The organism is Nocardioides marmoribigeumensis, assembly GCF_031458325.1.
Classification (GTDB): Bacteria; Actinomycetota; Actinomycetes; order Propionibacteriales; family Nocardioidaceae; genus Marmoricola_A; species Marmoricola_A marmoribigeumensis.
Genome location: NZ_JAVDYG010000001.1, coordinates 1,048,826 through 1,075,358, shown reverse-complemented (window position 1 = coordinate 1,075,358; position 26,533 = coordinate 1,048,826). Strand labels below are relative to the sequence as shown.

24 protein-coding genes and 2 pseudogenes are annotated in these 26,533 nt (G+C 73.2%); 25 read left to right on the top strand and 1 reads right to left on the bottom strand.

Annotation, left to right across the window (positions count from 1 at the left end):
• The first annotated feature begins 276 nt into the window (after window positions 1-276).
• The 11 genes from smc (at window position 277) to ffh (ending at window position 14,957) form a co-directional block, all read left to right on the top strand.
• Window positions 277-3,831: a chromosome segregation protein SMC gene (gene smc, locus J2S63_RS05170; protein ID WP_310299478.1), complete on the top strand. Its 3,555-nt coding sequence runs from the start codon at window positions 277-279 to the stop codon at window positions 3,829-3,831.
• Window positions 3,828-4,277: an acyl-CoA thioesterase gene (locus tag J2S63_RS05165; RefSeq protein ID WP_310299477.1), complete on the top strand. Its 450-nt coding sequence runs from the start codon at window positions 3,828-3,830 to the stop codon at window positions 4,275-4,277. The genes smc and J2S63_RS05165 overlap by 4 nt, the downstream gene beginning before the upstream one ends.
• A 21-nt stretch (window positions 4,278-4,298) precedes the next feature.
• A complete protein-coding gene (locus J2S63_RS05160; protein ID WP_310299475.1) occupies window positions 4,299-5,831 on the top strand; it encodes an alpha/beta hydrolase family protein in 1,533 nt (510 codons plus the stop codon).
• Between the two features lie 117 nt (window positions 5,832-5,948).
• Complete coding sequence (locus J2S63_RS05155) at window positions 5,949-6,140, top strand: hypothetical protein (RefSeq protein ID WP_310299473.1); 192 nt, start codon at window positions 5,949-5,951, stop codon at window positions 6,138-6,140.
• A 42-nt stretch (window positions 6,141-6,182) separates the two neighbouring features.
• Window positions 6,183-7,334 carry a signal recognition particle-docking protein FtsY gene (gene ftsY, locus J2S63_RS05150; RefSeq protein ID WP_310306595.1) on the top strand — a complete coding sequence of 384 codons (1,152 nt, stop codon included), beginning with the start codon at window positions 6,183-6,185 and terminating at the stop codon, window positions 7,332-7,334.
• Window positions 7,335-7,581: 247 nt separating this feature from the next.
• Window positions 7,582-8,916 (top strand): ammonium transporter, encoded by a 1,335-nt coding sequence (locus J2S63_RS05145; RefSeq protein ID WP_310299471.1) that lies wholly within the window; start codon window positions 7,582-7,584, stop codon window positions 8,914-8,916.
• Window positions 8,913-9,251, top strand: coding sequence for a P-II family nitrogen regulator (locus tag J2S63_RS05140; protein WP_310299469.1), 339 nt, complete (start codon window positions 8,913-8,915; stop codon window positions 9,249-9,251). The genes J2S63_RS05145 and J2S63_RS05140 overlap by 4 nt, the downstream gene beginning before the upstream one ends.
• Before the next feature lie 145 nt (window positions 9,252-9,396).
• Entirely contained in the window at window positions 9,397-10,788 is a 1,392-nt protein-coding gene (locus J2S63_RS05135; RefSeq protein ID WP_310299468.1) for an ammonium transporter, read from the top strand.
• Window positions 10,785-11,123 carry a P-II family nitrogen regulator gene (locus J2S63_RS05130; protein WP_310299466.1) on the top strand — a complete coding sequence of 113 codons (339 nt, stop codon included), beginning with the start codon at window positions 10,785-10,787 and terminating at the stop codon, window positions 11,121-11,123. The genes J2S63_RS05135 and J2S63_RS05130 overlap by 4 nt, the downstream gene beginning before the upstream one ends.
• A gap of 1 nt (window position 11,124) precedes the next feature.
• Entirely contained in the window at window positions 11,125-13,347 is a 2,223-nt protein-coding gene (locus tag J2S63_RS05125; RefSeq protein WP_310299464.1) for a [protein-PII] uridylyltransferase, read from the top strand.
• A gap of 59 nt (window positions 13,348-13,406) precedes the next feature.
• Window positions 13,407-14,957: a signal recognition particle protein gene (gene ffh, locus J2S63_RS05120; protein WP_310299462.1), complete on the top strand. Its 1,551-nt coding sequence runs from the start codon at window positions 13,407-13,409 to the stop codon at window positions 14,955-14,957.
• Here the strand turns inward: ffh and J2S63_RS05115 are convergent.
• Entirely contained in the window at window positions 14,944-15,405 is a 462-nt protein-coding gene (locus J2S63_RS05115) for a hypothetical protein (protein WP_310299460.1), read from the bottom strand. The two genes, ffh and J2S63_RS05115, sit on opposite strands and share 14 nt — an antisense overlap.
• A 9-nt stretch (window positions 15,406-15,414) precedes the next feature.
• Here J2S63_RS05115 and J2S63_RS05110 point away from each other — a divergent pair.
• The 14 genes and pseudogenes from J2S63_RS05110 (at window position 15,415) to J2S63_RS05045 (ending at window position 26,503) form a co-directional block, all read left to right on the top strand.
• Window positions 15,415-16,505: pseudogene (locus J2S63_RS05110) on the top strand (amidohydrolase family protein).
• Window position 16,506: 1 nt separating this feature from the next.
• Window positions 16,507-17,406: an EamA family transporter gene (locus J2S63_RS05105; RefSeq protein WP_310299456.1), complete on the top strand. Its 900-nt coding sequence runs from the start codon at window positions 16,507-16,509 to the stop codon at window positions 17,404-17,406.
• A 124-nt stretch (window positions 17,407-17,530) separates the two neighbouring features.
• Window positions 17,531-17,977 (top strand): annotated as a pseudogene (rpsP, locus tag J2S63_RS05100) (30S ribosomal protein S16); the annotation flags it as partial.
• 140 nt (window positions 17,978-18,117) lie between these two features.
• Window positions 18,118-18,357 (top strand): RNA-binding protein, encoded by a 240-nt coding sequence (locus J2S63_RS05095; RefSeq protein ID WP_310299454.1) that lies wholly within the window; start codon window positions 18,118-18,120, stop codon window positions 18,355-18,357.
• Between the two features lie 123 nt (window positions 18,358-18,480).
• Window positions 18,481-19,020: a ribosome maturation factor RimM gene (gene rimM, locus J2S63_RS05090; protein WP_310299451.1), complete on the top strand. Its 540-nt coding sequence runs from the start codon at window positions 18,481-18,483 to the stop codon at window positions 19,018-19,020.
• Between the two features lies 1 nt (window position 19,021).
• On the top strand, window positions 19,022-20,191 hold the full coding sequence (gene trmD / locus J2S63_RS05085) for a tRNA (guanosine(37)-N1)-methyltransferase TrmD (protein ID WP_310299449.1): 1,170 nt from the start codon (window positions 19,022-19,024) through the stop codon (window positions 20,189-20,191).
• Between the two features lie 198 nt (window positions 20,192-20,389).
• On the top strand, window positions 20,390-20,743 hold the full coding sequence (gene rplS / locus J2S63_RS05080; protein WP_310299447.1) for a 50S ribosomal protein L19: 354 nt from the start codon (window positions 20,390-20,392) through the stop codon (window positions 20,741-20,743).
• 47 nt (window positions 20,744-20,790) lie between these two features.
• A complete protein-coding gene (gene lepB, locus J2S63_RS05075; RefSeq protein WP_310299445.1) occupies window positions 20,791-21,618 on the top strand; it encodes a signal peptidase I in 828 nt (275 codons plus the stop codon).
• A complete protein-coding gene (locus J2S63_RS05070) occupies window positions 21,615-22,307 on the top strand; it encodes a ribonuclease HII (protein WP_310299443.1) in 693 nt (230 codons plus the stop codon). The genes lepB and J2S63_RS05070 overlap by 4 nt, the downstream gene beginning before the upstream one ends.
• On the top strand, window positions 22,304-22,612 hold the full coding sequence (locus J2S63_RS05065; RefSeq protein WP_310299441.1) for a DUF2469 domain-containing protein: 309 nt from the start codon (window positions 22,304-22,306) through the stop codon (window positions 22,610-22,612). Before J2S63_RS05070 ends, J2S63_RS05065 begins: the two co-directional genes overlap by 4 nt.
• 180 nt (window positions 22,613-22,792) lie before the next feature.
• Window positions 22,793-23,293: a hypothetical protein gene (locus J2S63_RS05060; protein ID WP_310299439.1), complete on the top strand. Its 501-nt coding sequence runs from the start codon at window positions 22,793-22,795 to the stop codon at window positions 23,291-23,293.
• A 15-nt stretch (window positions 23,294-23,308) separates the two neighbouring features.
• On the top strand, window positions 23,309-25,561 hold the full coding sequence (locus J2S63_RS05055) for a TadE/TadG family type IV pilus assembly protein (protein ID WP_310299438.1): 2,253 nt from the start codon (window positions 23,309-23,311) through the stop codon (window positions 25,559-25,561).
• Entirely contained in the window at window positions 25,561-26,025 is a 465-nt protein-coding gene (locus tag J2S63_RS05050) for a TadE family protein (protein ID WP_310299436.1), read from the top strand. Before J2S63_RS05055 ends, J2S63_RS05050 begins: the two co-directional genes overlap by 1 nt.
• A 112-nt stretch (window positions 26,026-26,137) precedes the next feature.
• Window positions 26,138-26,503 carry a YraN family protein gene (locus tag J2S63_RS05045; RefSeq protein WP_310299434.1) on the top strand — a complete coding sequence of 122 codons (366 nt, stop codon included), beginning with the start codon at window positions 26,138-26,140 and terminating at the stop codon, window positions 26,501-26,503.
• Window positions 26,504-26,533 lie beyond the last annotated feature (30 nt).

Below are 26,533 nucleotides of genomic sequence, written 5' to 3'. Positions count from 1 at the left end.
CCGGACGGCTCCCGCCGCCGCCGCCCGTCCCCACGACGGGTCGCAGCGGGCAGCGGGATGCCCGTGAGCCCCCGTCTGACCCCCAGGGGACGGGGGCTCACACCTGTGCGCCCGGCAGGCGGACCTCTGCGGACGACCTGCGGTCGCGTGCGGCCCCGCGGCGTGCTGCCGTCGTACGTCGTCCCGGATTGGTTAGGGTGGCCGCGCCGACGTGCTGGCTTCCCCGACGAGCACGCCGCACGAGTCAGGACCGGCCGACACGGCGAGGGAGCCCGCGTGTATCTGAAGAGCCTCACCCTCAAGGGGTTCAAGTCGTTCGCCTCGTCGACGACCCTGCAGCTCGAGCCCGGCATCACCTGCATCGTGGGGCCCAACGGCTCCGGCAAGTCCAACGTGGTCGACGCCCTCGCCTGGGTGATGGGCGAGCAGGGCGCCAAGTCGCTGCGCGGCGGCAAGATGGAGGACGTCATCTTCGCCGGCACCGCCGGTCGCGCGCCCCTCGGCCGCGCCGAGGTGGCCCTGACCATCGACAACTCCGACGGTGCGCTGCCGATCGACTACTCCGAGGTCACGATCAGCCGCACGATGTTCCGCAACGGCGGCTCGGAGTACGCCATCAACGGCCAGTCCTGCCGCCTGCTCGACGTCCAGGAGCTGCTCTCCGACTCCGGCATCGGTCGCGAGATGCACGTCATCGTCGGGCAGGGCCAGCTCGACTCGATCCTGCGCGCCACCCCGGAGGACCGCCGCGGGTTCGTCGAGGAGGCCGCCGGCGTCCTCAAGCACCGCAAGCGCAAGGAGAAGGCGCTGCGCAAGCTCGAGTCGACCGAGGGCAACCTCAACCGGCTCGCCGACCTGCTCACCGAGATCCGCCGCCAGCTCAAGCCGCTGGGCCGCCAGGCCGAGGTCGCCCGCAAGGCAGCCGTCGTCCAGGCCGACGTCCGCGACGCCCGCGCCCGGCTCCTGGCCGACGACCTCGTCACGATCCGCACCACCCTCGAGGCCGAGCTGGCCGACGAGACCCTGCTGCTCGAGCAGCAGCAGGCCGTCGAGGCCGCCCTGGCCGAGGCGCGCGCCGCCGAGTCGGCCCTCGAGGCCGCGCTGCGCGAGGACCTCCCCGCGCTGGCGGCGGCCCAGGAGACCTGGTTCGCCCTCGCCGGACTGCGCGACCGCATCGCCGGCACGGCCTCGCTGGCCGCCGAGCGCGTGCGCAACGCCCAGACCGAGCCCGAGGTGCCCGCCGGCCGCGACCCCGACGCGCTGGTCGCCGAGGCCGAGCGGGTCCGTGAGCAGGAGCAGCGCATCGACGCCGAGGTCGCGGGCTTCCGCGACGCGCTCGACGCCGCCCTGCAGGCCCGTCAGCAGGCCGAGCAGGAGCACGCCGACGAGGAGCGCCGGGTCGCGGCCCTCCACCGCGCGGCGGCCGACCGCCGTGAGGGCCTGGCCCGCCTCCAGGGGCAGGTCAACGCCAAGCGCAGCCGCCTGGCCGGCGCCGACGACGAGCTCGGGCGGCTCGAGGTGACCCGCCGCGAGGCGCTCAGCCGCGCCGAGCGCGCCCAGCGCGACTTCACCGCGCTCGAGACCCAGATCGCCGGCCTCGACGCGGGCGAGCGGGGCCTCGACACCGAGCACGAGGTCGCGGCCACCACGCTGGAGGACGTCGAGTCCCGGCTGGTCAAGATGCGCGAGGAGGCCCACGCCGCCGATCGTGAGCGCGCCGCCCTGGCCGCACGCCGCGAGGCCCTCGAGCTGGGCCTCAACCGCAAGGACGGCAGCGGCGCCCTGCTCGCGGCCACCGAGCCCGTCTCCGGCCTGCTCGGGTCGGTCGCCGCGCTGGTCACGGTGCGCCCCGGCTACGAGACCGCGGTCGCCGCCGCGCTCGGCTCGGCCGCCGACGCGGTGGTCATGGACGGCGTCGACGCCGCGGTCGAGGCGATCGGCCGCCTGCGCGCCGACGACCTGGGCCGCGCCGGCATCCTGCTCGGCGGTGCCCCGGTGGAGTCCGCCACCTGGCCCGACCTGCCCGGCCACGCGTCGTACGCCGTCGACGTGGTGGAGTGCCCCGACCACGCCCGGCCCGCGCTGGTCCGCCTGCTCGCGCGGGTCGCGGTGGTCGACGACCTGGAGACCGCCCGGTCCGTGGTGCGCGACCTGCCCGAGCTCACCTGCGTGACCCGTGAGGGCGACGTGCTCGGCGCCCACTTCGCGGCCGGCGGCTCGGCCTCGGCGCCCAGCCTGCTCGAGGTGCAGGCCGCCGTCGACGAGGCGACCGAGCGCATCACCGAGGTCACCCACGCCGCCCAGCGGCTCGCCTTCGACCTCAACCGGCTGGAGCAGGAGCGCCACGACGCCGCGCAGCGGGTCGAGGTCGCGCTGGCCCAGCTGCACGAGTCCGACGCCCACCTGGCCGCCATCGCCGAGGAGCTGGCCCAGCACGGCAGCACGGTGCGGGCGGCCCGCGCCGAGGCCGAGCGGGCCGAGCGCGCGATGGCCGAGGTGCGCACCACCCGCGAGGCCGACCAGGCCCAGCTCGGCGAGCTCGAGCAGCGCCTGGCCGCCGCGGAGGCCGGGGCCGAGGAGGAGCCCGACGCCTCGGTGCTCGAGCGGCTGGCCGACGCCGCCCGCGCCGCGCGCGCTGCGGAGACCGAGGCCCGGCTGTCCCTGCGCACCGCCGAGGAGCGGGCGCGGGCGCTGGCCGGCCGCGCCGACGCCCTGCTCCGCAGCGCCCAGCAGGAGCGCGACGCCCGCGCGCGTGCCCTGGCCCACCGCGAGCGCGTACGCCGGGAGGGCGAGACCGCGCGCGCCGTCGCGTCCGCCTGCGAGCGGGTCGCGGCCCTGCTCGAGCGCTCCCTGGCGCTGGCCGCCGAGCGGCGGACTGCCGTCGAGGCCAGCCGGCGCGGCCGCGAGCAGGAGCTGCTCGAGGTGCGTGCCCAGCTGCGCGACCTGGCCCGCCGCCACGACGAGCTGGTCAGCACCGCCCACCGCGACGAGATGGCGCGCGCCCAGCAGCAGATGCGCATCGAGCAGCTCACCGAGCGGGCGCTGGAGGAGCTGGGGCTCGACCCCGACAACCTGGTCGCCGACTACGGCCCCCACAACCAGGTGCCGGTGCTGGTCGTCGGCGACGACGGCGAGGCCATCGAGGGGGAGAGCATCCCGTTCGTGCGCGAGGAGCAGCAGAAGCGCCTGCGCACCGCCGAGCGGGCCCTGGCCCAGCTGGGCAAGGTCAACCCGCTCGCGCTGGAGGAGTTCACCGCGATGGAGGAGCGGCACAAGTTCCTCACCGAGCAGCTGGAGGACCTCCGCAAGACCCGTCGCGACCTGCTCGACATCGTGCGCGAGGTGGACCAGCGGGTCGAGGAGGTCTTCACCGAGGCGTGGGAGGACGTGCGCACGGCCTTCGACCACGTGTTCAAGCGGCTGTTCCCCGGCGGTGAGGGGCGCCTGGTGCTCACCGACCCCAGCGACATGCTCACCACCGGCATCGAGGTCGAGGCCCGCCCGCCCGGCAAGAAGGTCAAGCGGCTCTCGCTGCTCTCCGGCGGTGAGCGCTCGCTGGTCGCGGTCGCGTTCCTGGTCTCGCTGTTCAAGGCCCGCCCGTCGCCGTTCTACATCCTCGACGAGGTCGAGGCGGCGCTCGACGACACCAACCTCGGGCGCCTGCTCGACATCTACGCCGAGCTGCGCGACTCCTCCCAGCTGCTGGTGATCACCCACCAGAAGCGCACGATGGAGATCGGCGACGCGCTCTACGGCGTGACCATGCGCGGCGACGGCGTCACCACGGTGATCAGCCAGCGGCTGCGCGAGGACGAGCCGGCCACCGCATGAGCGAGCGGGAGCCGCGGCCCACCCGGGCCGACTACACCGCGTGGCGCACGGCCACGACCCGGTGGGCCGACGACGACGTCTACGGCCACATGAACAACGCCACCTACTTCGAGCTGATCGACACCGCGGTCAACGCCCACCTGATCGAGGCGACCCGCGGCGACATCCGCGGGCTGCCCGCGATCGGCATCGTGGCCGAGGTGTCGTGCCGCTACTTCGAGGAGATGGGCTTCCCCGAGCCGGTCGAGTTGGGGCTGGCCGTCGAGCGGCTGGGGCGCTCGTCGGTCGTCTACCGGATCGGACTGTTCCAGTGCGACGGCGACCAGGCGCGCGCCGAGGGGCGCTTCGTGCACGTCTACGTCGACAACACGGTCCCCGCCCCGCGGCCGGTCGTGCCGGTGCCGGACGCGATCCGGGCCGCGGTGGAGCCGCTCGTCCGCACCTGAGCTTCAGTCACCTTCTGCCGGGTGGCTCGTTGGTCCCGCATGCGACGACGCACCGCCACCCTGCTCGCCGGCGCCCTGACCGCGCTCACGACCGCTGCGGCCGCCCTGCCGTCGCCCGCGCTGGCCAGCGGCCCCGAGCCCGGGTCGCCGGACTACCAGGCGCGCGACGCCCAGAACATCGCCGACGCCTACGGACGCCAGACCGGGCCCAACGGCCAGCTGCGCAACCCGGCGTACCTCCCTGCGCTGGCCACCCAGGTCCCGCAGGAGTCGCTCTCGCTGCTGCTCGAGCAGGCCGCCCAGCCGGGCCGGCCCGCGATCACCCCCGGCGTCGTCTTCCCGGGCTGGAACGTCGGCAACCCGCTGCGCGCAGGCTGGAACGGCACCCGCGGGCGGTCGCGCCGGGTCTCCTTCACCAACCGCTACGGCGCGCTGCTGCACGGCACCGTCTACAAGCCGTTGCCGGGGGCGGTCGACCCCTACACCGGTCGCGCGCTCACGGGCCCGTTCCCAGGTGTCGTCATCACGACCGGGTCCGTGCAGGGCAGCGAGGGGATGTACCGCTGGCTCGCCCAGGACCTCGCCGAGCGCGGCTACGTCGTCCTGACCTACGACGTGCAGGGCCAGGGGGCGGGGGAGACCTTCCCGCACGAGGACGGCGGCCCGACCGACGCCGTGCCGTTCTGCAACCCGTTCGCCGACCCGCAGAGCGGGGAGATGTCCGGCTGCCCGGGCGTGCCCGCCCAGCAGCTGGCCAACTTCACCATCGGCACCCGCAACGCGCTGAGCTTCTTCACCAGCACCCCGAGCCGGCACTATGCCAACCCGAACAAGGCCGACGCGCAGGTGGACGACTTCAACCCCTACTGGCGGTCCTTCGACCGCAGCGCCGACCGGCGTCCGTTCACCCCGGGCAGGACCAGCAGGATCGCGATCATCGGGCACTCGCTCGGCGCCGCGGCGGTTTCGATCGTCCAGGAGGACGACAAGCGGGTCGCCGCCGTCGTCGGCCTGGACAAGCTCAGTGGCAGCCAGGGAGCCGGTGCGCTCGCGACCGGCGCCGAGCCGGTCGTGCCCGGTCTCGCCGTCCAGTCGGAGTACGGCTTCACCGTCGCGCCCTGGTTCCTGGCGGGCGGCTCGTCGCTCAACCCCGAGCCGTCACCCGACGGGCCCGACCCGCGCCGGGAGCGCCGCACGGGCTTCGAGCCGTGGCGAAGGGCCGGCGTCGACACGATGCTCGTCGTCCCGCGGGCCTCGACCCACCTCGACTACACCGACATCCCGCTCGCGCTGCCCGCCAGCCGCTACGGCCAGGACCTGACCAGCAGGTACGTCCAGGGCTGGCTCGACCACTACCTCAAGCACCGCGACACCCGCTCGACCCTCCTGGCGACGCGGCTGCGCTACCTCGAGCCGGTCGGCGGCGGGCGGTGGGCGCCGGTCTCGCTGCGCACGCACGAGCTGATGAGCTACCAGTTCTGCTCGGCGTACTCGTTCCGCCAGGCGGGGCGTCGCTACGCCGACGGGGACGTCACGGGTGCCGGCTGCCGCTGAGGACCTGCCCGCAGGGGCGTGTGTGACGGGTGTGACGGGTGGGTACGTCAGGTCGGAGCGGACCCACACCTGTGGCAGGGTGGAGAGGTCCTGACCGCGCACCGATCGGGGAACCCCTTGCTGTTCATCGTGCTCTTCATGGTCTTCTGCCTGCTCGCCGCCGGCGTCGTGGCGGCCTACGTCGCGTTCCCGCGGCGCGGCGTCGACCTCCCGGTGGTCCCGGCCGCCGGAGACGCCCTCGCCAGGTTCGTCGACTCCCTCCCCACCGTCGAGCCGGTCGGCTCGCACGGCGCCCGCGGCAACGACTGACGCCTCCGACCAGTTGGGTCGGGTGACCGGCCGGGTGGTTGAATCGCCGCCGTGGAACTGCTCTCCCTGATCATCGCGATCGCCGTCGTGGCGATCGTCGTCGTCGCCGGCCTCGTCACCACGGGTGCCCGGCGAGGACGTGCCGAGCTCGACGAGCGGCGCGGCGGCACCGACGTCCTCGCGCCGCCGAGGCCGGCGCCCGAGGCGCCGACCGCCCCCGCCGAGACCCTCGGGGCGCCTCCCGCGCCACCGGCCCCCACGCTCGAGCGGCCGGAGTCGGCCGCCGGTCGCCTGGTCCGGCTGCGCCAGCGGCTCGCGCGCTCCCAGGGCGTCCTGGGCCGCGGCCTCCTCGCGCTGCTGTCCCGCGACAAGATCGACGAGGACACCTGGGAGGAGATCGAGGACCTCCTCATCACCGCCGACATCGGGGTGGGCCCGACCCAGGAGCTGGTCGAGCGCCTGCGCACCCGGCTACGGGTCGAGGGGGCCGACTCCGCCCCCGTGCGCGAGGTGCTGCGCGAGGAGCTGCTCGCGCTGGTCGACCCGACCATGGACCGCCGCCTCTCGGTGAGCCGCCAGGAGGGCCGCCCGGCCGTCGTCCTCATGGTCGGGGTCAACGGCACCGGCAAGACCACCACCGTCGGCAAGCTCGCCCGCATCCTCGTGGCCGAGGACCGCTCGGTCGTGCTCGGTGCGGCCGACACCTTTCGCGCCGCGGCTGCCGCCCAGCTCACCACGTGGGGCGAGCGGGTCGGCGTCGACACCGTCGTCGGGCCCGAGGGCGGCGACCCCGCGAGCGTCGCGTTCGAGGCGGTGCGCACCGGCATGGAGCAGGAGGTCGACGCGGTCATCGTCGACACCGCCGGCCGCCTGCAGAACAAGGCCGGGCTCATGGACGAGCTCGGCAAGGTCAAGCGCGTGGTCGAGAAGCAGGCACCGGTCACCGAGGTGCTGCTCGTCCTCGACGCCACGACCGGCCAGAACGGCATGATCCAGGCACGCGTGTTCTCCGAGGTCGTCGACGTCACCGGCATCGTCCTGACCAAGCTCGACGGGTCCGCCAAGGGCGGCATCGTCGTGGCGGTCCAGCGCGAGCTCGGCGTCCCGGTCAAGCTCGTCGGGCTCGGCGAGGGTCCCGACGACCTCGCCCCCTTCGACCCCGGCACGTTCGTCGACGCGCTGCTCGGCGACTGATCTCGACTGATCTCGACTGATCTCGACCGATCTCGACCGGGCTCGATCACCGGCCCACGGCCCTCACCGCGCTGCGGTGAGGGCCGTCGTACGTCGGTAGGGGGCGTTCACGCCGCCGAAACACGACCCACCGATTCGTCACGCCACCGCAACACGAGCCGCCCGCCGTCGAAACCTGCGTGGCCGACGCTGGACGCGTTCCGGCCGGGTCGGCCCTGTGGCCCGGCGACGATGACTTGGAGGTTTCGTGGACGGCTACTACGCGTTCATGATCGTGGCCACGTTGCTGGTCCTCATGATGACCACGCCCGCGCTGGCCCTGTTCTACGGCGGCATGACCCGATCGAAGTCCGTGCTCAACATGATGATGATGTCGTTCGTCGCGATGGGCGTCGTCGGCATCGTCTACGTGCTGTGGGGCTGGTCGATGTCCTTCGGCGGCGACGGCACGTTCTTCGCCGACCCGTTCACGTTGTTCGGCCTCAAGGACGTGGCCCCCGACGGCTACGTCGGCGTGATGTTCCAGCTCACGTTCGCGGTGATCACCGCGGCCCTGATCAGCGGCGCCATCGCCGACCGGGTGAAGTTCTCCGCGTGGGTGGTCTTCCTCCCGCTGTGGGTGACCTTCAGCTACTTCCCGTTGGCGCACATGGTGTTCAGCTGCACCGACGCCGCCCTGATCTGCTCCAGGATCGGCGCCCAGGACTACGCCGGCGGCACGGCGGTGCACATCAACGCCGGTGTGGCCGGGCTGGTGCTGGCGATGATCATCGGCAAGCGGGTCGGCTGGCCGCAGAACCCCATGCGTCCCCACAACCTGACCCTCACCATGCTCGGCGCGGGTCTGCTCTGGGTCGGCTGGTACGGCTTCAACGTCGGCTCGATCGTCTTCGGTGACGACTGGAGCACCGCCTCCGGCGCGGCGGCCAACACCGCGCAGTTCTACTCCGAGACCGGTCGCACGTTTCTCAACACCACTGTCGCGACGATGGCCGCGATGCTCGGCTGGCTGCTCGTCGAGCGCCTGCTGCACGGCAAGGCCACCTCGCTCGGTGCAGCCTCCGGCGTCGTGGCCGGCCTGGTCGCGATCACCCCGGCCTGCGGCGCGGTCGACCCGATGGGCGCCATCGCGATCGGCGCGATCGCCGGCGGTGTCTGCGCCTGGGCGGTCGGCCTCAAGTTCAGGCTCGGCCTCGACGACTCCCTCGACGTCGTGGGCGTCCACCTCGTCGGCGGCATCGTGGGCACGGTCCTGATCGGCCTGTTCTCCACCTCCGACGGCGCCGGAGGCGTCGACGGGCTCGTCTACGGCGGCGGGTTCGGCTCGCTGGGCGACCAGGTGCTCGGCGCGCTGGTGGCCATCGTCTGGTCGGGCGTCGTGACCGCGGTCCTCGGCTTCGCGATCAAGCTCACGATGGGCTGGCGGATCGCCGAGGAGGAGGAGGTCGAGGGCATCGACTTCGCCGAGCACGGCGAGGCGGCCTACGACCTGGTCAACCGTGGCGGCGGCACCCTGGCCGGCAACAGCGGGATCGGCAGCGGCGTCCTCGGCGCCAAGGCCCAGGAAGGGGCCCTCGCATGAAGCTCGTGACCGCGGTGATCAAGCCGCACAAGTGGGAGGACGTCCGCGCCGCCCTCGAGGCCTTCGGCGTGACCGGCATGACCGTGAGCGAGGTCTCCGGCTACGGCCGGCAGAAGGGCCACACGGAGGTCTACCGCGGTGCGGAGTACGACATCGCGCTGGTCCCCAAGGTCCGCGTGGAGATCGTCGTGGACGACACCGACGTCGAGGACGTGGTGGGCATCGTCGTGAAGGCCGCCGCGACCGGCCGGATCGGCGACGGCAAGGTCTGGGTGGCCCCGGTCGAGACCATCGTCCGGGTCCGCACCGGCGACAGGGACGAAGCGGCGGTCTAGGACCGGTCTCGCTCCGACGCCGGGGTCGCCCAGCGTGGAACCTCGCCCCCCGAGCCCGCACCCGGCTCGGGGGGTGAGGCCGGTTCACCTGGCCGTAACACGACGTGACGGCGGAGGAAACAATCGCCCAGCAGGGTGAGCCCCCGTGACACCGCTCGTGACCACCCCCGTCAACACCGGCGACACCGCGTGGCTGCTGGCCGCCTCGGCCCTGGTGCTGCTCATGGCGCCCGGCCTGGCGCTGTTCTACGGCGGCATGGTCCGCTCCAAGAGCGTGCTCAACATGATCATGATGGTCTTCGGGGCCCTGGCCGTCGGCGCCGTCGTGTGGGTGCTGGTCGGCTACTCCCTGGCCTTCGGCGACGACCTGGGCGGCGGGCTGCTGGGTGACCCGGCGCAGTACCTCGCCTTCCGCGGCATGCTGCCGGACGCCACCGGCGACACCGGCGACCTGCCCGTGACGCTCTTCGCGGTCTTCCAGGGGCTGTTCGGGATCATCACCGTCGGCCTGATCGCCGGGGCGATCGCCGACCGGGCGCGGTTCGGCACCTGGCTGGTGTTCTGCGCGGTCTGGATGGTCGTGGTCTACGCCCCGGTCGCGCACTGGGTCTTCGACCTCTCCGCCGGGAGCCACGTGGGCGGCTGGATGGCCAACGACCTCAAGGTCATCGACTTCGCCGGCGGGACCGCCGTCGAGATCAACTCCGGTGCGGCGGGTCTCGCCGCGGCGCTCGTGCTCGGGCCGCGCATCGGCTTCGGGCGCGACCCGATGAAGCCGCACAACCTGACGCTGGTCATGCTCGGCGCGGGCCTGCTGTGGTTCGGCTGGTTCGGGTTCAACGCCGGGTCCGCGCTGACCGCCGGCAACACCGCGGCGGTCGTCTTCGTCAACACGCTGCTGGCCGGCAGCACGGGCATGCTCGCCTGGCTCGGTGTGGAGCGCCTGCGCGACGGCCACGCCACGTCCTTCGGCGGGGCCTCCGGGGTCGTCGCCGGCCTCGTGGCGATCACCCCGTCGTGCGGCGCGGTCACCCCGCTGGGCGCGATGGTGGTGGGGGCCCTCGCGGGCGTCGTGTGCGCGCTGGCGGTCGGGCTGAAGTACCACTTCGGCTACGACGACTCCCTCGACGTCGTCGGCGTCCACCTCGTCGGCGGGCTCGTCGGCACCGCCGCGATCGGGCTGCTCGCCAGCGCCGCTGCACCGTCCGGCGTCGACGGCCTGCTGTACGGCGGCGGCGCGGACCAGCTGGTCCGCCAGCTCGTCGCGATGGTCGTGACGCTGGCCTACTCGTTCCTCGCCACCGCCGCGATCGTGTGGGGGCTCGAGCGCACCGTCGGCTTCCGGATCCACGAGGACCACGAGATGACCGGCCTCGACCTCGTGGTCCACGCCGAGACCGCCTACGACCTGCACGTCGCCAGCGGCGGCAGGCCGCACTTCGGGCACAGTGGGGGCGTCAGCGGCGGCACCGCCGCCGCGATGGGCCTGCCCGCCGACCGACCGGACCGACCACAGCAGGGAGAGGGACGACGATGAAGCTCGTGACCGCGGTGATCAAGCCGCACAAGTGGGAGGACGTCCGTGCGGCCCTGGAGGCGATCGGCGTCCGGGGGATGACGGTCAGCGAGGTCTCGGGCTACGGCCGCCAGAAGGGCCACACCGAGGTCTACCGCGGCGCGGAGTACGACATCGCGCTGGTCCCCAAGGTCCGCATCGAGATCGTGGTGGACGACGCCGACGCCGACGCGGTCGTCGACGCGGTCATCGGCGCCGCCCAGACCGGGCGGATCGGCGACGGCAAGGTGTGGGTCGCTCCGGTCGAGCGCCTGGTGCGGGTCCGCACCGGCGACCAGGACCAGGCCGCCCTCTGAGGTGACCGCCGCCGACCGGCTGGCCCGCACGGCCGAGGCCGACCAGGTCTGTGCCGCCGCCCTGCACGGGGTGACCGGGCGCGACGAGAGCGACCCGCTGCCCGGGGTCGCACTGCTCGCGGTCGGTGGCTACGGGCGGAGCGAGCTGGCGCCGTACTCCGACCTCGACCTGGTGCTGGTGCACGACGAGGACGTCGACGTGGGGTCGCTGGCGCAGGAGCTGTGGTACCCCCTCTGGGACTCGGGCACGAAGATCGACCACGCCGTCCGCGCGCTCGACGAGGTGACCGCCGCGGCGCGCGACGACCTGCGCGTCGCGCTGGGGCTGCTCGACGCCCGCCACCTCGCCGGCGACACCGCGGTGTCGCTGCGGCTCCGCGCCGGCGTGCTGTCGACCTGGCGGCGCGACGCGCGCCGCAACCTGCCGCTGCTGCGCGACCTCGCGCGCGGTCGCGCGGAGCAGCGCGGCGAGCTGGCCCACGCGTCGGTGCCCGACCTCAAGGAGTCGGCCGGCGGCCTGCGCGACGCCACGATGCTCAAGGCGCTGGTCGCCACGTGGATGGTCGACGTGCCGCACGCCGACCTCGAGCGCAGCCGGCTCGCGCTGCTCGACGTGCGCGACGTCCTGCACGAGGTCGCCGGGCGTGCGGTCGACCGCGTCGTGCCCGAGCAGTGGGCTGCCGTCGCGGAGGCTCTCGGGCTGCCCGACGCCGCCGCGGCGCAGCGACACGTCCGTCAGCTGGGGCGCCGCATCACGCACCTGTCGCGGATCTCGTGGCGACGGGTGGACCGCGTGCTCGACCCCCCGCCCAGCGCCGCCCACGGACGCGTCCCGTCCCTCGAGCGGGCAGCCGCCGGGGTGGCCGTGTCGGCCGGCGAGGTCGTGCTCGACAAGGGCGCCGACCCGCGGCGCGACCCGCTGCTGTTCCTGCGCGCGGCCGTCGTCGCGGCCGAGCGCGACCTGCCGTTCTCCCCGGCCTCGGTCGCGCGCCTCGTGCGCGAGTCGGCCCCGGTCGCCGAGCCCTGGCCCGCGGAGGCCCGCTCGCTCCTGGTGCGGCTGCTCGCCTCCGGGCGTGGCCTCCTGCCGGTCTGGGAGACCCTCGACGAGACCGACGCGCTGGCCCTCTTCCTGCCCGAGTGGGAGCGCATCCGGCTGCTGCCGCACGCCTCCGTGGTCCACCGGTTCACCGTCGACCGGCACGTGGTCGAGACCTGCGTCGAGGCCTCCCGGTTGATCCGTCGCGTCTCGCGGCCCGACCTGCTCATGGTCGGCGCCCTCCTGCACGACATCGGCAAGGGCGGCACGGTCGAGCACAGCGAGGCCGGTGCCCCGATCGCGCGGACGGTGGCGCGCCGCTGGGGCTTCGACGAGGACGACGTCGAGGTGGTGGGCCGCCTCGTGCTCCACCACCTGCTGCTGGCCCGGGTCGCCACGACCCGCGACCTCGACGACCCGGCCACGGCCGAGGAGGTCGCCACCCGGGTCGAGGAGGCCACCGTGCTCGACCTGCTCGAGGTGCTCACCGAGGCCGATGCCCGGGCGACCGCCCCCAAGGCGTGGACCCGGTGGCGCGCGGGGCTCGTCGCCGACCTGGCCGAGTCCGCGCGCCACGCCCTCGCGGGACGGGCACAGACCGCCCCGTCGTCGTACCCCGAGCTGAGCGCGGAGCGGGTCGAGGTGCTGCCCGACCCGGTCGGCCTGGTGGTCCGGGTCCGTGAGCCCGACCGGGTCGGCATCCTGGCCGACCTGGCCGGCACGTTCCTCGCCTCGCGCACGCCGGTGGTCGCCGCGCGGGCGTGGACCCAGGACGGCCACGCCGGCTCGGAGTGGCTGCTCGAGGGGGAGGTGCCCGACCCCGCCGGGCTGGTCCGCCGGGTGACCGCCGCGCTGGACGGCGGCGGGCCGCCGGCCGCCGCCGACCGGGCGCTGGCCGACGCCACCGGCCTGCCGGCCGAGGTGCTCCTGCCCGACGCGTCGGCGGACTCGACCGTCATGGAGGTCCGGGCCTCGGACCGTCCGGGCACCCTCTACGCCGTCCTGCGCGCGCTCTCCGGGCTCGACCTGTCCGTTCGCTCCGCGCACGTCGGCAGCGTCGGCCCCCAGGTCGTCGACGTGTTCTACCTCCAGGACGCCTCGGGCGGGCAGCTCTCGCCGGAGGCGGCGAGGGCCGCTGCGGAAGCGGTACGACGCTCACTCGGCCCCGCCGATACCCTGGACGCCTGACCGGGCGGCCCCGCAGGGGCGCCCGCCCGCCGTACCGACCTCTCGAGGACTGACTGCCCGTGTTCGCCACCCTGTCCGACCGCCTCACCGCGTCCCTGAAGAACCTCCGGGGCAAGGGCCGGCTCTCCGAGGCGGACATCGACGCCACCGCGCGCGAGATCCGCATCGCGCTGCTCGAGGCCGACGTCGCCCTGCCGGTGGTCAAGCAGTTCGTCGCCGCGGTCAAGGAGCGGGCACGCGGCGCCGAGGTGAGCGGGGCGCTCAACCCGGCCCAGCAGGTCGTCAAGATCGTCCACGAGGAGCTCGTGACGATCCTCGGCGGCGAGACCCGCCGCGTGCGGATGGCCAAGCAGCCGCCGACGGTGATCATGCTCGCCGGCCTCCAGGGCGCCGGCAAGACGACCCTGGCCGCCAAGCTCGCGCTGTGGTTCAAGGAGCAGGGCAACAGCCCGCTGCTGGTCGCCGCCGACCTCCAGCGGCCCAACGCGGTCAACCAGCTCCAGGTCAACGGCGAGCGCGCCGGGGTCAAGGTGTGGGCGCCCGAGCCGGGCAACGGCGTCGGCGACCCGGTCGCGGTCGCCCGCGGTGGCGTCGAGGAGGCCCGCCGCACCCTGCACGACGTGGTCATCGTCGACACCGCCGGTCGACTCGGCGTCGACGCCGACCTCATGCAGCAGGCCGCCGACATCCGTGACGCGGTCGACCCCGACGAGGTGCTGTTCGTCGTCGACGCGATGATCGGCCAGGACGCGGTCAACACCGCGCAGGCCTTCCTCGACGGCGTCGGGTTCGACGGGGTCGTGCTGACCAAGCTCGACGGCGACGCGCGCGGTGGCGCCGCGCTGTCGATCCGCTCGATCACCGGCCGGCCGATCATGTTCGCCTCCGCCGGCGAGAAGCTCACCGACTTCGACACCTTCCACCCCGACCGGATGGCTTCGCGCATCCTCGACATGGGTGACGTGCTCACGCTGATCGAGCAGGCCGAGAAGGCCTTCGACGCCGAGCAGGCCGCCAAGGCCGCGGCCAAGCTGACCGGGCAGGGCGGGGAGTTCACCCTCGACGACTTCCTCGAGCAGATGCTCCAGCTGCGCAAGATGGGCTCGCTGACCAAGATCATGGGGATGCTGCCCGGGATGGGGCAGTTCCGCGACCAGCTGGCCAACTTCGACGAGCGCGAGATCGACCGCGTGCAGGCGATCATCCGCTCGATGACCCCGGCCGAGCGCAACGACCCGAAGATGATCGACGGGTCGCGGCGCGCCCGCATCGCGCGCGGTTCGGGGGTGCACGTCTCCGAGGTCAACAACCTCGTCGAGCGGTTCTTCGAGGCGCGCAAGATGATGAAGTCGCTCGCCGGCGGCGGCGGGATCCCGGGCATGCCGGGCATCCCCGGGGCCGGCAAGCGCGCGCAGCAGAAGAAGAAGCCGCAGAAGGGCAAGGGCGCCCGCAAGTCCGGCAACCCGGCCAAGCGCGCCCAGGATGCCCAGGCCGCCGCGGACAAGGCGCCTGTCGCCAACCCGTTCGGGCTGCCCACCGAGGAGCAGGACTTCGACCCCAGCGACTTCAACCTGCCGCCCGAGGTCGCGAAGTACCTCAACCAGCAGTAGGCCCGACCCGCACCGGCACGCTCTGCTCGTCGCCCCAGCTGAGCCGGGCCGGGCCGGGGCGTACGTCGTCGGGCACCGTGAACGTCCACCTCACCCTCCCGCGCCGGTCGGCGTCGGCGGCCCCGAGGTCCCAGGTGCGGCCCCGCTGGGTCAGCCGCAGCGTCACGTCGGGGGTCGGGACCGGCGGCGGGTCGTCGTACTCGCACTCGCCGCAGCCGAACGCCGGGCAGCTCATCGAGTCGCGGCACCCGTCGACGAAGCGCTCGCCCCTCACCTGGGCTCTTGCGCCGGGGGCGAGCACCGGCGGCACCTGGACCGTCGGGCCGGCGCACGACGCGCTCGCGGGCCCGCCCGCGGGCAGGAGCGTGAGTGCCAGCAGGGCCAGGAGCAGGGCGAGGAACGATCGGCGCACGCCACTGGGACGCACGACCCCGCTGTCCGGCTCCATCGGGCGAGGATAGGTTCGGCAGCATGCCGACACCGCCCGCACTGAGGTTCTCCGGACCTGTCCTCCCCGACGGCGAGACGCGCGACCTGTACGTCGTCGACGGACACGTCACCTACGAGCCGCAGGCCGGCGCGGAGCGCGTCGACGGCTGGATCGTCCCCGGCCTGGTCGACGCCCACTGCCACCTCGGCCTCGAGGAGCACGGTCCGGTCGGGCCCGCCGAGACCGAGGAGCAGGCGGTCCTCGACCGCGACGCGGGCGCGCTGCTCATCCGCGACGCCGGGTCGGCCGCCGACACCCGGTGGATCCACGAGCGCGAGGACCTGCCTCGGCTGATCCGCTGCGGACGCCACATCGGGCGGACCAAGCGCTACATCCGCAACTACGCCCACGAGGTCGAGCCCGATCAGCTGGCGGAGTACGCCGCGCAGGAGGCCCGGGCCGGTGACGGCTGGGTCAAGCTCGTCGGCGACTGGATCTCCCGCGACGCGGGCGACCTGGTCCCGTCGTTCCCGGCCGAGGCGTTCGCCGCCGCGATCGACGCCGCCCACGCCGAGGGCGCCAAGGTGACCGCGCACTGCTTCGGCCGCGACGTGCTCCAGGGCCTGCTCGACGCGGGCATCGACTGCATCGAGCACGGCACGGGGCTCAGCGTCGACCTCGTCGACCAGATGGTCGCGCAGGGGACGGCCCTGGTCCCGACGGTCATGCAGCTGGCCAAGTTCCCGGAGTACGCCGCCGCGGGGCGCGCCAAGTTCCCGGCGTACTCCTCGACGATGACCGACCTGCACGCGCGGACCCGCTCGACCCTGATGACGGCGTACGAGGCGGGTGTCCCGATGTACGCCGGCTCCGACGGCGGCGGGATCTCGCGGCACGGCAACCTGGCCGGCGAGGTGGTGGCGATGGTCGGGCTGGGGATGCCGGTCGACTACGCGCTGGGCGCAGCGAGCTGGCGTGCCCGGTCGTGGCTCGGTCGGCCCTCGCTGGAGGAGGGGGCGCCGGCCGACCTGGTGGTCTACGACGCCGACCCGCGTGCCGACCTCGACCTGCTGTTCAAGCCGAAGCAGGTCGTCCTGCGCGGCCGCGTCGTGGCCTGAGTTGACCTCCGCATCCGCCGAGCGCCGGGCGGTCGTCCTCGTCGTCGCGGGAGTCCTGTCGGTCCAGCTGGGTGGGGCGTTCGCCGCGACCCTGCTGCCCGAGGTGGGGGTGCTGGGCTCGGTGGCGCTGCGGATGTGGTTCGCCGCGACGCTCCTCCTGGCGATCGCGCGGCCACGCCTGACCGGCCGGACCCGCCAGGAGTGGGGCACCGCCGTCGCGTTCGGACTGGCGCTGCTGGCGATGAACACCGCGTTCTACGGCTCGCTGGACCGGCTGCCGATCGGGGTCGCGGTGACGATCGAGTTCACCGGGCCGCTGCTGCTCGCCGCCCTGTCCTCGCGCCACGTGCGCGACGTCGCGGCGGTGGGGCTGGCCGTCGCCGGGGTGGTGCTCATCTGCGAGGTGCTCCGGGTCTCGCCCGCCGACCTCGACCTGGTCGGCATCGGGCTCGCCGCGACCGCAGGCGCCTGCTGGGCGGCGTACATCCTGCTGAGCGGGCGCGCCGGTGCGCACTTCGAGGGCCTCGACGGGATCGCGCTGTCGATGGGCGTGGCCGCTGTGCTGGCGGCGCCGTACTTCCTCGCCGCGCCGGCGTCGGGCCTCCAGGACCCCGGCGTGCTCGGCCTGGCGCTCGGGGTCGCGGTGCTCAGCTCCGCGCTGCCCTACTCCCTGGAGCTGGTGGCGCTGCGCAGCCTCGCCGCAGGCGTCTTCGGGGTGCTGCTCAGCCTCGAGCCCGCCGCGGCGGCGCTGATGGGGCTGTGGGTGCTGGGCCAGACGCTGCACCTCTCGCAGCTGGCCGGGATGGCGGCGGTCGTCGCCGCGGGCGTGCTCGTGCTCGGGAGGGGGTCGGTCGCGCCGATTGGAACCGATCCCGACGTGTCTGGCACAATGACCCGCTGAGTCCTGACCGTGACGGCCCCTCTCACCCGACCGGGCAGGCCCACTCGAGACTGACCCGCCGATGTTTCCCCACCGGTCGTGGTCGCCTCAACCCGAACACCACACCTGAGGAGACACCACACTCGTGGCCGTCAAGATTCGCCTGAAGCGGATGGGCAAGATCCGTCAGCCCTACTACCGCATCGTCGTCGCCGACTCCCGCACCCGCCGTGACGGCCGGGTCATCGAGGAGATCGGCAAGTACCACCCCAAGCACGACCCCTCGGTCATCGAGGTCGTCTCGGAGCGCGCGCAGTACTGGCTGGGTGTCGGCGCGCAGCCGACCGAGGCCGTCGCCGCGCTGCTGAAGATCACCGGCGACTGGCAGAAGTTCACCGGTGAGCCGGGCGCCGAGGGCACCCTCAAGGTCGCCGAGCCCAAGAAGTCCAAGCAGGAGATCTTCAACGAGATCCTCAAGGAGTCCGGCGGCTCGCTCGACACCGAGGCCGTGACCAAGAAGGCCGAGAAGAAGCCGGCCAAGAAGGCCGCCGCCGAGGAGACCCCCGAGGCGACCGCGGCGACCGCCGAGGCCGGTGTCGAGGCCACCGGTGGCGACGCGACGACCGAGGACACCCCGGCCGTCGAGGCCACGGGCGCCTCGTCGGAGGGCATCGAGGACCCGGCCGCTCCGGTCGAGGCCGCCTCCGAGTCGACCGAGACCACCGAGTCCTGATGCTCGCCGACGCGCTGGAGCACCTGGTCCGGGGGATCGTCAAGCACCCCGACGACGTCTCGGTGCGCGACAAGCAGACCCGTCGTGGTGACCTGCTCGAGGTGCGGGTGCACCCCGACGACCTCGGCAAGGTGATCGGACGCAACGGCCGCACGGCCACCTCGCTGCGCACCGTCGTCGGGGCCCTGGGCCGCGGGGGCGCGCGCATCGACTTCGTGGACGTCGACCGCCGCCGCTGAGGCCCTGGTTCGGTTTCACTAGGTACCTAGTGGTGTTGTCACTCCCCGAGCGAAGTTTCGCTCGGGGAGTGCCAGTTTCACTAGGTACCTAGTGAAACCGCACCCCCCACCTGAGGAGGAGCGATGGAGCCGGGACAGGTCGTCGTCGCCCGGATCGGGCGGCCGCACGGGATCCGCGGTGAGGTGAGCCTCGAGCTGCGGACCGACGAGCCGGAGCGCCGGCTGGCCCCGGGGGCGGTCGTGAGGCTGCAGGCGCCCCGCGGCGCGGCACCCGGGCCCTCCACGCTCACCGTCGAGCGGACCCGCTGGCACCAGGAGCGGCTGCTCGCGACCTTCGCCGGCGTCTCGGACCGTACGGCGGCCGAGGGCCTGCGCAACGGCCTCCTGTCGGTGGAGGTCACCCCTGAGGAGCGGCCCGAGGACCCCGAGGAATTCTACGACCACCAGCTCGTCGGCCTGGCCGTCCAGCCGCTCGAGGGGGAGCGGGTCGGGGTCGTGGCGGAGGTGCTGCACTCCGGCGCCCAGGACGTGCTCGTCGTACGACGTGACGACGGCCGCGAGGCGATGGTGCCGTTCGTCTCGGCGTTGGTCCCCGAGGTCGACCTGACCGCGGGGACCATCACGGTCGCCGACCGGCCCGGGCTGCTCGACCCCGAGGACTGACGTGCGCGTCGACGTGGTGTCGATCTTCCCGGCGTACCTCGACGCCCTCGACCTCTCCCTGCCGGGCAAGGCCCGCCGCAGCGGCCTGCTCGACCTGCGCGTGCACGACCTGCGGGACTGGACCCACGACCGTCACCGCACCGTCGACGACGCGCCCTACGGCGGGGGAGCGGGCATGGTGATGCGCCCCGAGCCGTGGGGCGAGGCCCTCGACGCGCTCGCCACGGACGATGCGGTCCTGGTGGTCCCCACCCCCGCCGGCGTCCCGTTCACCCAGATCCACGCCCGCGCCCTGGCGGCCGAGGAGCACCTGGTCGTCGCGTGCGGCCGCTACGAGGGCATCGACCAGCGCGTCCTCGACCACGCCGCCACCCGGGTGCGGGTCCTCGAGGTGAGCCTCGGCGACTACGTGCTCAACGGCGGCGAGGTGGCCGCGCTCGCGGTGCTCGAGGCGGTCGTACGCCTCCTGCCGGGGTTCATGGGCAACCCCGACTCGCTGCTCGAGGAGTCCCACGAGTCGGGCCTGCTGGAGTACCCCGTCTACACCCGCCCCCCGTCCTGGCGCGGCCTCGAGGTCCCCGAGGTCCTGCTCGGCGGCGACCACGGCGCGATCGAGCGGTGGCGCCACACCCAGTCCCTCGCCCGTACGGCGGCGCGCCGCCCGGACCTGCTCCCGCCGAGCGCACTGCTCGCCCCGGCGACCGTGACCGACGCGCAGTGGCGGCCGGCCACCCGGGCCGACGCGGGGGAGCTCTGGACGCTGCAGCGCGCGTGCTGGCTCCAGGAGGCACTGGGGCTCGACACCCTGGAGGTCCCGGCGCTGCACGAGGACCTCGACCAGGTCGTCTCGGACCTCGACCGCTGGCGCACCTGGGTCTTGCGCAGCGCCGGCCGGCTGGTCGGGTCGGTCCGGGGGCAGCTGGGCGGCTCCGACGGCACCACCTGGGTCGTCGGCCGCCTGATGGTGGCCCCCGACCTGCAGGGCCGCGGGCTGGGCCGCTGGCTGCTCGAACGCTGCGAGGAGTGGGCGCCGGCCGAGGCGACGTCCTACGGCCTGGTGACCGGCGGGACGAGCGCGGGCAACCAGCGGATGTACCGCCGCGCGGGCTACCGCCCGGCCGGCTTCACCCCGGGCGACCCGACGATGTGGATGACCAAGCGCCGGCGCTGAGGCGATTTCGTCCGGCCGCGGCCCCTGTGGCAGAATCCTGGGTTGGTCCGGCCGTCACGACGACCGCGCAAGCTCCCTCGTGGGGCGACGGTCAGCGGTGCACCTGCCACAGGGGGCACGCCGCCACTGACACAGCACGCCGGGCACCGATCCACCCCCACGACCGTGGGCGACCTGTGGCGCCGACGAGGAGACACCATGACCAACGTCATCGACCAGCTCGCCGCCGGCCACAAGCGCGACGACCTCCCGGAGTTCCGCCCCGGTGACACCCTCAAGGTCCACGTCCGCGTGGTCGAGGGCAACCGCTCCCGCATCCAGGTCTTCCAGGGCGTCTGCATCCGCATCCAGGGCTCGGGCGTCGGGCGCACCTTCACGGTCCGCAAGGTCTCCTTCGGCGTCGGCGTCGAGCGCACCTTCCCGCTGCACACCCCGATCATCGACCATGTCGAGGTCGTGACCCGCGGTGACGTCCGCCGCGCCAAGCTCTACTACCTGCGCAACCTGCGCGGCAAGGCCGCCAAGATCAAGGAGAAGCGCGAGGTCCGCTGACCCGCGCCGCCTCCGGTCACCAGACCCCGCCCGGTTAGGCTCCCGGGGTGACCGACCACGAGGATCGCCCGGTGCCGGGACGTCATCGAGCGGACCGGGCGACCACCTCCTCCGACCCCGTCGGGGCCGACGACCGGCACCCCGGGTCGGAGCACGAGGAGCTCGAGGAGGGCGAGGACGAGCGCGACCACCTGCCGTTCTGGCAGGAGATGGTCCTGCTGCTCGTCGTCGCGTTGATCCTGGCCGTCGGGATCAAGGCCCTGTTCATGCAGGCCTTCTACATCCCGTCGGGCTCGATGAACGACACCCTGGTCTTCAACGACCGGATCCTGGTGGAGAAGGTCTCCTACTGGGGCGACGGGAGCCCCCAGCGGGGCGACATCGTGGTCTTCGCCGACCCGGGCGGCTGGCTCGACGAGCAGCAGGCCCCGCAGGCCCGCAACCCGCTCGCCAAGACCCTGGAGGCCTTCGGCCTCTTCCCGACCGGCGGTCACCTGGTCAAGCGCGTGATCGGGGTCGGCGGTGACACCGTGCGCTGCTGCGACAAGTTGGGCCGCCTGCGGGTCAACGGCACCCCGCTGGAGGAGCGGGACTACCTCGCCCCCGGCGCCAAGCCGTCGCTGATCACCTTCAAGGTGGAGATCCCCCGGGGCTACCTCTGGGTGATGGGCGACAACCGCGGCGAGTCGGCCGACTCCCGGGTCCACCTCGGCGACCCCGGTGGCGGGTGCGTGCCGGTGGACGACGTGGTCGGCAAGGTGTTCTCCGTCGTGTGGCCGCTGACCCACGCCACGATCATCCACCGCCCCTCCACCTTCGAGACGGTCCCCGGCGGTGACGCCGACCCCGACCAGTGCGGGGGCGACGCCCGATGAGCGAGCTGCCCCGTGGTGCCACGGTCCGACGCGACGCGGGGCTCTACGGCTACGAGCGCGCGCTGCGCCGCCACGGCCTCACCCCGATCGCCGGGGTCGACGAGGCCGGGCGCGGCGCGTGCGCGGGTCCGCTGGTCGCCGCGGCGGCGATCCTCCCCGACGGCGACCGCGGCGTCGTCCCGGGCCTGGCCGACTCCAAGCTCCTCACCGCCGCCGCCCGGGAGCGCTGCTACGACCAGGTCGTGCGCCGGGCGCTGTCGTGGTCGGTGGTCGTCGTCCCGCCCGGGGAGTGCGACCGCCTCGGCATGCACGTGGCCAACGTCGCCGCGCTGCGACGGGCGCTCGCGCGCCTGGACGTGCGGCCGTCGTACGTCCTGACCGACGGGTTCCCCGTCGACGGTCTCGGCGTCCCGGGCCTGGCGGTCTGGAAGGGCGACCGGGTCTCGGCCTGCATCGCCGCGGCGAGCGTGCTGGCCAAGGTGACCCGCGACCGGATCATGGTGGGGGAGCACGAGCGCTACCCGGACTACGACTTCCTGACCCACAAGGGCTACATCACCCCGACGCACACCGAGGCGCTCGAGCGCCACGGAGCGACGCCCATCCACCGGCGCTGCTTCGTCAACGTCCGCCGGGTCCTGGGCGACAATGACGCCACGGAGACGGGCGTGCTGGAGGAGACGAGATGAGTGCCGAGGACCTGGAGAAGTACGAGGCGGAGATGGAGCTGCAGCTCTACCGCGAGTACCGCGACGTCGTCGGCATCTTCAAGTACGTCGTGGAGACCGACCGCCGCTTCTACCTGTGCAACCAGGTCGACGTGAAGGCGCGCACCGAGGCCGACGACGTGTTCTTCGAGGTCTCGATGACCGACGCCTGGGTCTGGGACATGTACCGCCCCGCCCGGTTCGCCAAGAACGTCAAGGTGCTCACGTTCAAGGACGTCAACGTCGAGGAGCTCGCCGAGTCCGACCTCCAGCCGCCGGAGGACTGAGCCGGGGGCGCCGACACGCCCCAGGTGAAATCTTGCCGGTTACTTCCGATTAGGGACCTTGGTCACTTACGCTGTTCTTGGTCGGGCGTACAAGTCCGGTCCGGCGGCTCACTCGTCAGGGGTGGCGAGGGCGCAGGGTGGGAGTCCTGCGAGTCGTCGAGGTTCCTGGGGAGGGATCCGATGAACGCACGCACGCACCTGCGCGGCCACCGGGAGGGCGGCCGACGCACCAGCCGACGACGCGACCAGCAGGGGGTGGCCGCCGTCGAGGCCGGCCTGATCAGTGCCCTGCTCAGCCCGCTCATGATCGGGGTGCTCGCCTACGGGCAGTACTTCTGGCAGGCCCAGCGCGACGCCGTCGAGCCGCAGGTCGACCAGGCCGCGGTGTACGGCGCGTTCACCAGCTGCGAGTCGCTGCGCACCCTGCTGCGCGACACCGTGGCCGCCAACGCCAACAAGGCCACCGCGGCCTCGTCGGGCACCACCGGCGTCGACGCCTCGGACGTGACGGCGCAGATCGTCGACTTCGTCCCTCATCAGCTCGGCGTCGATGTCAAACTGAGCGTCAAGGTGTCGGTGGCGCAGTCGGCCATGAGCGGTCTGCTGCCGAACGACGGGGAGGTCGTCTCCGACACGTCCGTCCACCTGGACAACGTTCGACTCGACGTCCAGGCCTGCTGACCCGAGGTAGCCACCGTGGGGGACTGGGCCGACGCCCGGCTCAGGCCGCGCCGAGAGCGGGACCGCTCCCGAGAGGGAGGAGCGGTCGCGCTGCTGTCCGCCCTGGTGGTGATGATCCTGCTGGTGGTCGCCGCGTTCGTGGTCGACATCGGCAACACCTGGATGCGCCGTGGCCAGCTCCAGGCCCAGGCCGACGGCGCGGCGACGTTCGCCGCCGAGGCGCTGCCCGCCGCCGACGACGCCACCCGGCTGGCAGTGGCCAAGCGGGTGGCCTACCACCTCGCGTGCCACCCCGTCGTCGGCCAGCGGACCCTCGACCCCTCGATCCCCGACTGCCCGGCCTCGAGCTCCTCCGGCACGCTGGACACTTACGCCCAGAAGCTCGTCACCACCGGCAAGGTGACCTTCCCCTCGAGCACCCAGGTGCAGGTGATCGGGCCCGAGGCGCGGGTGGACTACGTGTGGGCCGGTGTCACCGGGGCCAGCAACGTCACCCAGAGCAAGTCCGCGACCGCCAAGGTGTCCTCGCCCGGCGGCCTGCTCCCGATCGGGCTGTCGCTGCAGTGCCTGGCCGGCGTGGTCAACCAGGCCGGACTCGGCTCGGGCGTCGACAAGCTGCTGCCGATCAGCTACGTCGTCCCCGGCAACTACTCCTCCAGCGGGTCACTGCCCACCCAGAACGAGCCCGCGCTCACCCCCTGGGACACCACCTACTCCGGCGCCAACGCCAGCGACCTGGTGACCGTGTCCAACCCCTCCACCGACGGCTCCGTGCTCACGGTGGGGGTGGGGTCGCCGGCGATCCTGTCGCTGAACGCCTCGGACAGCAAGATCGTCTTCAAGCGCGGGGACACCACGATCGGTCCGGTGGACGTCTCGACCCTGTCGACCACCACCAAGCTCGTGACCGTGGCGATCCCGGACGCGGTGAGGAACACCCCGGGCCGGTGGTACGTCAAGGTGCGCCTGCCCACCAGCCTGATCTCCCTCGGGCTCGGCCTCACGCCGTCGGCCCCGAAGTGGTCGACCGGGACGGTGTCCTTCGACGTCTACCCCGCCCAGACCAGCGTGGTCGGGTCCCTGGTCACCGCGATGGGCGGCCTGCTCAACCTCAGCGACACGGTCGCCTGCGGGCGGCTGCTCGACTCGCCGCGCGCCAAGGACCACGGCACCCCCGCCCTGACCCGCAACCTCCAGGAGGGCCTCGACCACTCCGTCACCCGCAACGAGGCCCTCGTGCAAGCGCTCGGCGGGGCCGACCTGTCGGGTCTCGACGGGAGCGCCGCGGGGCTGGTGTCGGTGATCAACGGGACCGTGACCAACGTGCTCGCCAACCCGGCGTACGGCCTGCTCGGCTGCGCCGGCACGGCGTACAACCGCCTCGACACCCAGGCGACGTACGACGCGACGCTGCTGGGCGGCGCCCCGGCCAACTGCGTGCGCCTGCGCAGCGACGCCGCGGCCGAGCAGGAGTTCACCGACGGGATGCTGAAGAACACGGCGTCGAGCCCGGCGGAGCCGGGCTACGGACGGCTCAGCTGCAACCGGGCCAGCGCCTGCGCCAGCGGGCACAAGGTCGACCTCAGCGTCCTCGGCTTCGCCGGGCTCTACAACGACGACGGGCTCGAGGACTACCTCAAGAGCGGGTCCGGCACCCTGCTGGACAGCCAGCTCGCGATGGCCCTGGACACCTACCTGCTGCCCAACCTGCCGCTGATCACCCCGAGCGACACGATCAAGAGCGAGATCTACTCCTCCCCGCGGTTCGGGTGGGTGCCGGTGCTGAGCTACGTCAGCCTCAACGCCCCCGGGCAGGTCGACTACCCCGTCCTCACCTTCCGGCCGGTCTTCATCGACAACGGGTCGGCCGACTCGCTCAACATCGCCGGCATCCAGCCGACAGGCGTGATCGACCCGCTGCCCAAGGCCGTGCAGCAGAACCTCGACGACGCCGTCGACGAGGTGACCGCCAGCCTGGGGATCCTCGGCCCGATCGTGCAGACCTTCCTCAGCGGCATCGGGATCACCACCGCGCTCAACCAGCTCGACAGCGGCAACGTCGACGCCGCGCTGCAGACCCTGGCCAACGGGCTCGGCGTCGACATGGGCCGCGAGCAGGCCGGCCTCGTCGTCCAGAACGGCCGGCTCAAGGCCGCTCGGTTCATGACGATCGCCCCCGACGCGCTCCCGCCGGTGGGCAGCTCCTACGACGGTCCGACCGTGGACTACCTCGGCGTCGGTCCCCGCATCATCCGGCTGGTGAAGTGATGAGGCGGCGCACCGCCGGACGGGCGGAGACCGGAGCGACCGCGCTCGAGTTCGGCCTGGTCGCCCCGCTGATGCTGCTGCTGGTGTTCGGGCTGATCCAGTACGGCTACCTCTTCTGGGCCCTCACGACCGCCAGCGCCAACGCCCGCGAGGCCGCGCGCAAGATGGTCGTCGGGCAGGACTGGGCGACCTGCGTGGAGCCCCGGATCGACGACCACGCGGGACAGCCGGCCGTCTCGCCGGTCGTGGCGGGCTTCGAGTGGACCGACGCCGACGGGAACGCCCTGGGCCGCCCGGTCCGGCGCGGGGACTACGTCCGGGTCACGGTCGCCTTCGAGACCTTGGACCTCAACCTGCCCTTCCTGCCGATGCCCGACGACGGCCGGGTGACCCAGTCGGCGCGGCGCCAGGTCGAGAACGTCCCCGACAGCCCCCCGCCCTGCGACAACCCCGGCACCTACTAGAGGCCCGCTTCCCTCCCCAGGTGTGGGGACGCCGGCGCCGTCCCCAGCGCGACGCACCTGGCCGTCGTACGTCCTCCCGACGCGGCACGCTCCGGTCCCAAGGAGGTGTGCGATGACGACGGCAGCACAGCGCAACGCGATGGGGGTGTACGGCGAGGACCTCGCCGCCCGCCACCTGGTGGCGGACGGGATGGTGGTCCTCGACCGCAACTGGAGGTGCCCCGAGGGGGAGCTCGACCTGGTGCTCCGCGACGGGCCGGTGGTGGTGGTCTGCGAGGTCAAGACGCGTCGGGACGCCGCGTTCGGCAGCCCGCTGGAGGCGGTGACCGGGGCCAAGCTCTGCCGGCTGCGGCGGCTGGCCGCCCGCTGGCTGCGCGAGCACCAGGTGTCGGCGACCGAGGTGCGCATCGACCTCGTCGGCATCGACCTGAGCCTGCCGGTCGCCGAGCGACTGGACCACGTGCGGGGGGTGGGCTGAGTGGCTGTCGCGACCACCCGCACCGTGTGC